Source organism: Ruegeria sp. YKSF131 (assembly GCF_059612645.1).
This window is the reverse complement of sequence record NZ_JBXWQZ010000032.1, coordinates 39,433-47,255: the sequence shown is the minus strand read 5'-3', so window position 1 is coordinate 47,255 and position 7,823 is coordinate 39,433. Positions and strand designations below refer to the sequence as shown.

The following is a 7,823-nucleotide window of genomic DNA, read 5'->3' as shown; positions in this document are numbered from 1 at the left end:
GGTGGCGACGTCAGCCGCAATTGTCCGTAGGGGCACCATCGTCAAGGTCGGCGCAGGTTCTTCTGCACGGCCGAATGCCAATGTGCTTTCACACAGCGATACAGCACGGGTGATCGAATTCACCAACTTCGGAGCCATTCGCCGGACCAGCGGGTCATCACTGGATTCGATCCTGTCCGTGAACAGCTGCGCCGATGTCAGGATGTTACGCAGGTCATGACTGACCTTTGCAACCGCCCCACCCAGTTGCGCCAGCCGCTCGCGCTGTTTGAGCGCCTGCGTCAGTTCCGTTTGCAACATCTTCAGCGCTTCTTCGGCCTCGCGCAATTCCGTCACTCTGGAATTCGGCGAGATGATGCCGCGCGCATCCTCGGGTGCGCTGGCATAGCGCTGCATATATCCCACTACGCTTTTGATTGGGCGAACAAGAACCACTCGCACCGCAAGGAACAGTAAGGACGCCGTGATGATTGAGATGACAAAGGACAGCCCCAGAATGCGCAGGCCGTAGTCAACCATCGCCATACGCAGGGGGGCGCTGTCGATCGTAACCTCAATTAGCAACCCCGCGCCCTTGACCGGCTCGCCAATGATACGGATGACTTCATTTTCGGGTATGAATATCCGGCTCACCGCATCCCGGATCAAAATCCACGGACCGGCATCCCGTAGATCGAATGTTTTGGTGATTGCCTCGGGAATTGGTGACGACAGCATGAGTTGGCGGACTTCATCCCGACGCAACACAACGTTGTAAACACCGGCATTCGCCAGCAATTCCGCCTCAAGATCTTCGGCCAGCATATCGTCAGCCAGCAACGCCAGAGATGCGATCTGGGCGCGTTCCAGACGGTTTAGCAGGAAATCCTCGCGGAACCGGGCAATCGACGGGACAAAGATCAAGATTTCGGCCAACATAACGAAGACCGTCGTCAGGATCAGAAATCGGCCCGACAGCGAGTTCAAATTACGCTCCTCTTCAGGTCAGGGAATCCAGCGCTGGACGAACCTGACCACACGTTTAACTGTCTGATTCTCAAACAGCCTTGGAGAGAAATAAGCGCCAGCAACGCGTTTGTTAAGCTCTCCGATCGTTGGATACGGTGAAACCATAGCAGCGATCTGTCCCATCTTCAGATTATTGGCCAAAGCCAGCGACCACATGTTGATCAACTCGCCCGCCTGATGGCCCACAATCGTGGCACCGACGGGCCTGCCCTTCACCACCATGACCTTGATGAACCCTTTGATTTTGCGCTCGGCCAAAGCGCGGTCATTATGATGATAGTCAAAGCGCGCAACCTGCACCCTGTCGCCATGCCGGTCGCGGGCCTGAGTTTCGGTCAGACCAACCTGCGCCAGTTCAGGGTCGGTGAACGTTGCCCATGGGATATGCGCCGTTTTCGCCCTAGCGGGCAGGCCGAACAAGGCGGATCGAATGATGATACCAGCATGATACCCGGCTACATGGGTGAATTGCAGCCCCCCCACGACATCGCCAATCGCATAGACCCGGCGGTTTGACGTCCGCAAGCTGTCGTCCGTCTTGATTCCGGTTCGGGTGCGGTCAACTCCTGCCGCGGCCAGGTTCAGACGCTCGATATTGGCTTTGCGCCCTACGGCGATCAAAAGGTGAGAGCCCCGGTGAATATCGCCATTCTCGGTCACGATTTCCACAACGCCTTCCCTTCCGCGAATCTGGGCCACCACGGCATTTTCATGGACCATGACACCTTCGCCGCGCAAAGCCTCCAGCACCACGGACGCGGCCTCGGGGTCGCCTTTGCCCAATGCCTTTTGCCCTTCAACAACTGTTACCTTGCTGCCCAACCGGACATGAGCCTGCGCCATTTCCATACCCACCGGACCACCGCCAATGATCAGCAGGTGTTCCGGACGCTCGCGCAGGTCGAAGATGGTTTCGTTTGTTTGATAAGGCACTGTGTCCAGTCCCGGGATCGGCGGAACCATTGGCGACGACCCGGTTGCAATCACGATCCGGCGCGCGGTGATGACATGATCTCCGGCCTGCACCTTGGTCGGGGAGATAAAGCTGCCAAACTCGCGGATCACCTTGACACCCAAACCTTCGAAGCGTTGCTGGCTGTCCATTGGTTCGATCTGGGCAATCACATCCCGCACATGATCCTTCGCCGCCGCATAGTCGATCTGAGGGTTTACATCGGCCACGCCAAACGCGGCGGAATGCGCCTGACCAAAGGCCGCTTTGCCGCTTGCGATCAGCGCTTTCGACGGGACGCAGCCGAAGTTCAGGCAGTCGCCGCCCATCTTGTGCCCTTCCAGAAGGATCACCTTCGCACCCATCTGGCTGGCACCGGCCGCAACCGATAACCCTCCGGACCCGGCCCCAATGACCAAGATATCTGTCTTGAGGTGTTGCATGGGTCAGGCGTCCTTTCCGCCACGCAGGGACTTGATGACAATCGGCAAAGCAGCCAGCACACACAAGCCGACAATGGGGCCAATGACGAAGGGTTCCCACAACAAAGAAACGTCCGGTGTTTCGCCACGGTCGAACACACCGCCCAGCCCAACGCCGATCCAGGTGTAAACGATACCCCCCGGGATAATGCCCAGCGCCGTCGTGATCAGAAAATTGCGAAATTTGACGCCCACCAGCGCAGGCACCAGATTGGCCACAAAGAACGGCACAACCGGGACAAGCCGCAGCAGGAACAGCACCGAGATTTCGTTCTCGCGCAACCTGTCTTTCAGCTTCCCAATCGTCCCCTTTGAGGCATCCAACCGGGTCGTCAAAGTATTGCCCAACCCCCAGCGGGCGGCCAAAAAGATGGCCGATGCGCCTATTGTGGCCGAAAATACATTGAACACCGTTCCGGCAAACAGTCCAAACAGGAACCCACCGGTCATCGAGGTGACAGCAGCCCCGGGCAGCGAAAACGCGACGATCACGATATAGACGGCAACGAACCCGGCCACCATGGCCCAGTAGTTTGCGTCCCGCCACGCCAGCAACGCTTCGCGGTTGTCGCGCAGGGTTTCGAAAGTCAGGTAATCACCCAGCGTGAAAAACCCCACCGCGGCGACACCGAGAATCACCAGCAAAGGGATTTGGCGCGCCAACCCGTTTCGTGGAACGTGGCTTGTTTCGGACATCTGGTCTTCCGGTTCTTCTTGTTTCATCTTACGCCCAACATGCGCTGCATGCGCTTTTGGCAACAGGGGGTTCACGGGGCCTTGATCTATGCGGCCGCGAACGTGACAGTTTCAGACGATAATCGACCGATTTGAAATCTTTTCAGCAATCGGTTTACAGAATTGTTGCAAAAGCCGCGAAAACCGGACCGTTGGGGTTTGACTTACACTTCGCTTGGCAGTAGAGGACGGGCTTCGAACACTAGGGCCAGGCGAATCCGCGCCGCACCCGACCGCTATAGATTGGAGACGGAGCGATGAAACGCACCTATCAGCCTTCGAACCTGGTTCGCAAACGCCGCCACGGTTTCCGCGCGCGCATGGCCACAAAAGCCGGCCGCAAGATCCTGAATGCGCGCCGCGCCCGCGGCCGCAAATCGCTGAGCGCGTAAAACCGCCCACTGATCAGGGTATGAACATGATGCCGCCGGAGGCCCCTGAGGATGGTAAGAACCACCCCGGGAATACGCCCCCGGCGGCTTCTGTTTGTCTACCCACATCTCTGACGATCCTAAAAAAAAGAGCCGATTTCCTGAAAGCCGCGCGCGCGCGCAGACAGGGAACGTCTTCGATGATGGTGCAGGCCCGCCGACGCGCTCCGGATGAAGCGGTCGGGCTGCGCGTTGGCTTTACCTGCTCAAAGAAAGTCGGAAATGCCGTGGCCCGCAATCGTGCCAAGCGCCGCCTGAGAGAAGTCGCACGGGCGGTCTTGCCTGTGTCCGGTCTTGAGGGATGGGACTATGTGCTGATCGGGCGGGCTGATGTAACCGCCGATCTTCCTTATGATGTCCTGCTGAGCGACTTGCGGTATGCGCTTCGCAAAGTGCATGCGGGCCACAAATGACCTTCCTGTCCCATATCGTCGCCCTGCCCGTTCGCGCGTACCGGCTGATTTTCAGCCCCTGGGTTGGTTTCAATTGCCGCTATCAGCCCACATGCTCGGCCTATGCGCTGGAAGCATTGGAAAAACATGGCGCGATCCGGGGATCATGGCTGGCTGCGCACCGGATATGCCGGTGCCATCCCTGGGGCAGTGACGGTTACGATCCGGTGCCCGACAATACAGACCCTTAAATCAACGCCAGATTGCCGCGGTCGGTGAAGCTGCGGGTCGGAATGACCTCTCGGTCCAGTTTTCCCATCAATGTATGGTGCAGGTCTTCGAAAAACCGGGGCGAGTCAAAATACCAGTTGTGTGTCGCAGATGGCCCATCCCCGTATTCATCGCGGGTATTTTTGAAATAGGACCCGCAATACAGATTAACCGCTTTTTCAGGCCGGTCGTTTGGCATTCCGACACGGCCCAGTCGGCGCGATACTCCGACACGCTTGACCTCTGAGATCGACAAAACCTCGTCAAACGGGCTGTAATAACATGTCAGCCTAGTACAACGTCGCATCAGAGAGGACGTCTTGGAACTGCCGTCGCGGAACGATTTCGCGGATACATCCGCCGCGACAAACGCGATCTGGCTGGTCATCCAGCTGTGTTGCGCGGTTTCGTGGTCGTCATCGGCATAATCCATGGCTTCTCGCACCAAGAACGTGCCCATGGAATGTGCCAGAACATGGACGTTGTACCGGCAATCCGCAGTCTGCATCCGGGACAGCCGCGTGATCCCGTGACTGAACAATTTCTCTGCCGCACGCCGCGCGTCAGCCCGGTCAACGTTATAGCCCAGAACCGATCCATCGCTTGGCCAGTCATAGCTGATGACCACACCGTTAAAGCCATGCATCTCAAGACCGGTGCGAATTTTGCGGTGACGTTCCAGCATCTGGTATTGCTCGGTATTGAACCCGTGCACGAAGACAACAATATGCCCGTTCTCGGTAGCCGTCGCCCCGGCTTCGGCCTGAATCCGGCTTATCCATTGAGATTGCGGTATTTCATGCTGCCGTGCCGGTTGCCCGACATTCCCCGGAATAGCCAGATATCGCGCGGTGCCCATCTTGTTTGAATAGTGTTCGCCGCTGCGGGCGCGGACGGAAAAGAAATAGTCCATAATATACCTCCTGAAAAATACGCGCAGGGTAACACGGGTGTAACTACTATCCAAATGCGGTTGATCCTGCTTCTACGCCTTGCCCGGGCCTTCTGTCCGCTGTAACCACGGCGCATGTTTGATGATGCAGACGATATCCACCCGCTGTTTGCCGGCGCGCCCTCGACAACCGAGTTCAAGAAGCTGCGTAAACGCATTGTGCGCCAGACCCGTGAAGCGATCGAGCAATACGGGATGGTGGATCCGTCCGCCCACAAAAAGGATGGTAAGCCACCCCGCTGGCTGGTGTGCCTTTCGGGTGGCAAGGACAGCTATACATTGCTGGCCGTTCTCTACGAGCTCAAGTGGCGGGGCCTGTTGCCTGTCGATCTGCTGGCCTGCAATCTGGATCAGGGCCAGCCGGGCTTTCCGGCGACGGTCCTGCCCGAGTTTCTGGGTCGAATGGACGTGCCGCATCGGATCGAATATCAGGACACATATTCCGTTGTGATGGACAAGGTTCCGCAGGGCCGGACCTATTGCGCCCTGTGTTCCCGTTTGCGCCGTGGCAACCTCTATCGCATCGCGCGCGAGGAAGGGTGCTCGGCGGTCGTCCTGGGGCATCACCGCGACGATATCCTTGAGACGTTTTTCATGAACCTGTTCCACGGCGGACGCCTGGCCACGATGCCGCCGAAACTGGTGAACGAAGAAGGCGATCTTTTTGTATTCCGCCCGCTCGCCCATGTCGCCGAAGCCGATTGCGAGAAATTTGCCAAGGCGATGCAATACCCGATCATTCCCTGTGACCTGTGCGGCAGTCAGGATGGGTTGCAGCGCCAGCAGGTCAAACAGATTCTGGATCAATGGGAAAAGAACAGCCCGGGTCGGCGACAGGTTATGTTCCGAGCGTTAACAAACGCGCGGCCATCGCACCTTCTGGATGGAAAGCTGTTTGATTTCATTAACCTTTCACGAAATTCCGACGAAAAATCTGGGAACTTAGAAGAGATTCCGCTTCTGCGTTAACGACTGACTTAGACTGGTTTCATAGGCTTTGCCTTGTGCAGATCATGCCCAAGGCCAGAAAGCTGATGCGGAACCATCCCCTTACCGACCGTTTTGTCCATTCGTTGAAAACCGTTCTGGGCGGCCCAGCCGCGCTGGCCTTTGTTCCTGCGCTTTGTCTGAGTGCGTTCTGGATTGGGGGTGAACAGGCCCTGGTTGCACTGGCCCTGATTTTGCCTCTGATCGTCGCAGGCATCAATGCATTCGCAGCCAATCCGTCGCGTAAGGGGCTTTGGCGCCCCGGCGGTCTGCTGTCAAAGGACCAGTTTGAAACAGTTTTGGAGAAGGCATTTGCCGACGCCCGCCTGAAGGGGGAAAACTCGGCCTGTTTCGCGGTGGTTCTGGATGATTTCACGCAATTGCTTGATCTGCACGGACAGGCGGCGGCAAACCACGTTGCACAGCAATTCTGCTCGCGCATTTTGTCCATGATCCGCTCCAATGATTGCGCAACCCGGATGGGTGGAAACAGGATGATGGTTGTTCTGCACCCGGCACGGCAACTGGATCTGGAAGCATGTATTCAGATGTCGGGCCGTATGCAAAACGCCGTTGAAGACCCCATCATGTTGAATGGCACCGGCGTGTATATGTCCTGTTCCATTGGCTTTTGCCTGAGCAGCAATATCACTGACGGCTCGGCAATCGAATGGCAGGAAGCCGCAAATAACGCCCTTTTGGAGGCGCAACAAAACGGGCCTTCCACGATTCGCGCTTTTTCCTCTCAGACGCGCAGACGGGCGCAGGTCAGGATCAACTTGCGCAAAGAGTTCGAGGCGGCGCTGGACAGCGGTGAAATCCGCCCGTGGTTTCAACCCCAGATCTCAACCGATACTGGGCGTATCAGTGGGTTTGAGGCTCTGGCCCGCTGGGAACATCCGAAAAAAGGGGTTCTTGCTCCCAATGTGTTCCTGCCCTTTGCCGAACAGGCCGAACTGATGGACCGACTGGGGCAGGCCATGCGGCATCATTCCTTCTCTGCAATGCGCGAATGGGATCGGTCCATGCTGTCGGTGCCGCGCATCGGGATCAATTTCTCATCTGACGAACTGCGCAATCCGGGCCTGATCGACCGTCTGAAATGGGAATTGGATCAATTCGATCTGACCCCTGACAGGCTGGCGGTCGAGGTGTTGGAAACCGTGTTCTCCAGACGGCCCGACGATGTCATCACCCGCAACGTCACCGGGCTTGCCGCAATGGGGTGCTGTATTGATCTGGACGATTTCGGGACAGGACATGCCTCGATCGGTTCTATCAAACGGTTCAACGTATCCCGTATCAAGATCGACAGGTCATTTGTTGCCAAAGCGGATCTGGACCCAAGCCAGCAACAGCTTGCCAGCGCCATTCTGATGATGGCGGAACGTTTGCATCTGGAAACTTTGGCCGAAGGTGTCGAAACACCGGGTGAACACGCTCTGATGGCCCAACTGGGTTGCGATCATGTTCAGGGGTTTGGCATCGGCAAACCCATGCCATTTGAGAAAACCAAGGATTGGATCTCGTCTTACCGCAACAAGATCGAAGGAGTTCCAAAAATCGGGCGGCAAACGCGGTAGGGAACCGGAAATCGTGACAAAGAAGACCCCT

General features: G+C 57.1%; 9 protein-coding genes. 5 read left to right on the top strand and 4 right to left on the bottom strand.

Translation table 11 applies throughout. From position 1 onward, the window contains the following. From AC2FLZ_RS13160 to AC2FLZ_RS13150, 3 genes are all read right to left on the bottom strand, one after another. On the bottom strand, nt 1-918 hold a 918-nt coding region (locus AC2FLZ_RS13160), incomplete at its 3' end, for a histidine kinase dimerization/phospho-acceptor domain-containing protein (protein ID WP_496882254.1). 66 nt (nt 919-984) lie between these two features. Next, the gene (locus AC2FLZ_RS13155) at nt 985-2,403 is read right to left on the bottom strand and encodes a dihydrolipoyl dehydrogenase family protein (protein WP_496882253.1); all 1,419 of its coding nucleotides are present in this window, start codon (nt 2,401-2,403) and stop codon (nt 985-987) included. A 3-nt stretch (nt 2,404-2,406) separates the two neighbouring features. Further along, on the bottom strand, nt 2,407-3,138 hold the full coding sequence (locus AC2FLZ_RS13150; protein WP_480520433.1) for a TVP38/TMEM64 family protein: 732 nt from the start codon (nt 3,136-3,138) through the stop codon (nt 2,407-2,409). Between the two features lie 296 nt (nt 3,139-3,434). Between AC2FLZ_RS13150 and rpmH the strand changes: the two genes are divergently transcribed. From rpmH to yidD, 3 genes are read left to right on the top strand one after another with little or no spacing between them, the layout of a single operon-like run. After that, entirely contained in the window at nt 3,435-3,569 is a 135-nt protein-coding gene (gene rpmH, locus AC2FLZ_RS13145) for a 50S ribosomal protein L34 (RefSeq protein WP_005980833.1), read from the top strand. Between the two features lie 26 nt (nt 3,570-3,595). After that, nucleotides 3,596-4,021, top strand: coding sequence for a ribonuclease P protein component (rnpA, locus tag AC2FLZ_RS13140; protein WP_480474021.1), 426 nt, complete (start codon nt 3,596-3,598; stop codon nt 4,019-4,021). Continuing rightward, nucleotides 4,018-4,251, top strand: coding sequence for a membrane protein insertion efficiency factor YidD (gene yidD, locus AC2FLZ_RS13135; protein ID WP_480474022.1), 234 nt, complete (start codon nt 4,018-4,020; stop codon nt 4,249-4,251). Before rnpA ends, yidD begins: the two co-directional genes overlap by 4 nt. Here yidD and AC2FLZ_RS13130 read toward each other — a convergent pair. Further along, nucleotides 4,248-5,183 (bottom strand): alpha/beta fold hydrolase, encoded by a 936-nt coding sequence (locus tag AC2FLZ_RS13130; protein ID WP_480554816.1) that lies wholly within the window; start codon nt 5,181-5,183, stop codon nt 4,248-4,250. The genes yidD and AC2FLZ_RS13130 overlap by 4 nt on opposite strands. A 114-nt stretch (nt 5,184-5,297) precedes the next feature. Here AC2FLZ_RS13130 and ttcA point away from each other — a divergent pair, with 114 nt between their 5' ends. Together ttcA and AC2FLZ_RS13120 are read left to right on the top strand one after the other, a co-directional pair. Beyond that, a complete protein-coding gene (gene ttcA / locus AC2FLZ_RS13125) occupies nt 5,298-6,191 on the top strand; it encodes a tRNA 2-thiocytidine(32) synthetase TtcA (protein WP_480623445.1) in 894 nt (297 codons plus the stop codon). Nucleotides 6,192-6,235: 44 nt separating this feature from the next. Beyond that, nucleotides 6,236-7,792 (top strand): putative bifunctional diguanylate cyclase/phosphodiesterase, encoded by a 1,557-nt coding sequence (locus AC2FLZ_RS13120; RefSeq protein ID WP_480496016.1) that lies wholly within the window; start codon nt 6,236-6,238, stop codon nt 7,790-7,792. Nucleotides 7,793-7,823 lie beyond the last annotated feature (31 nt).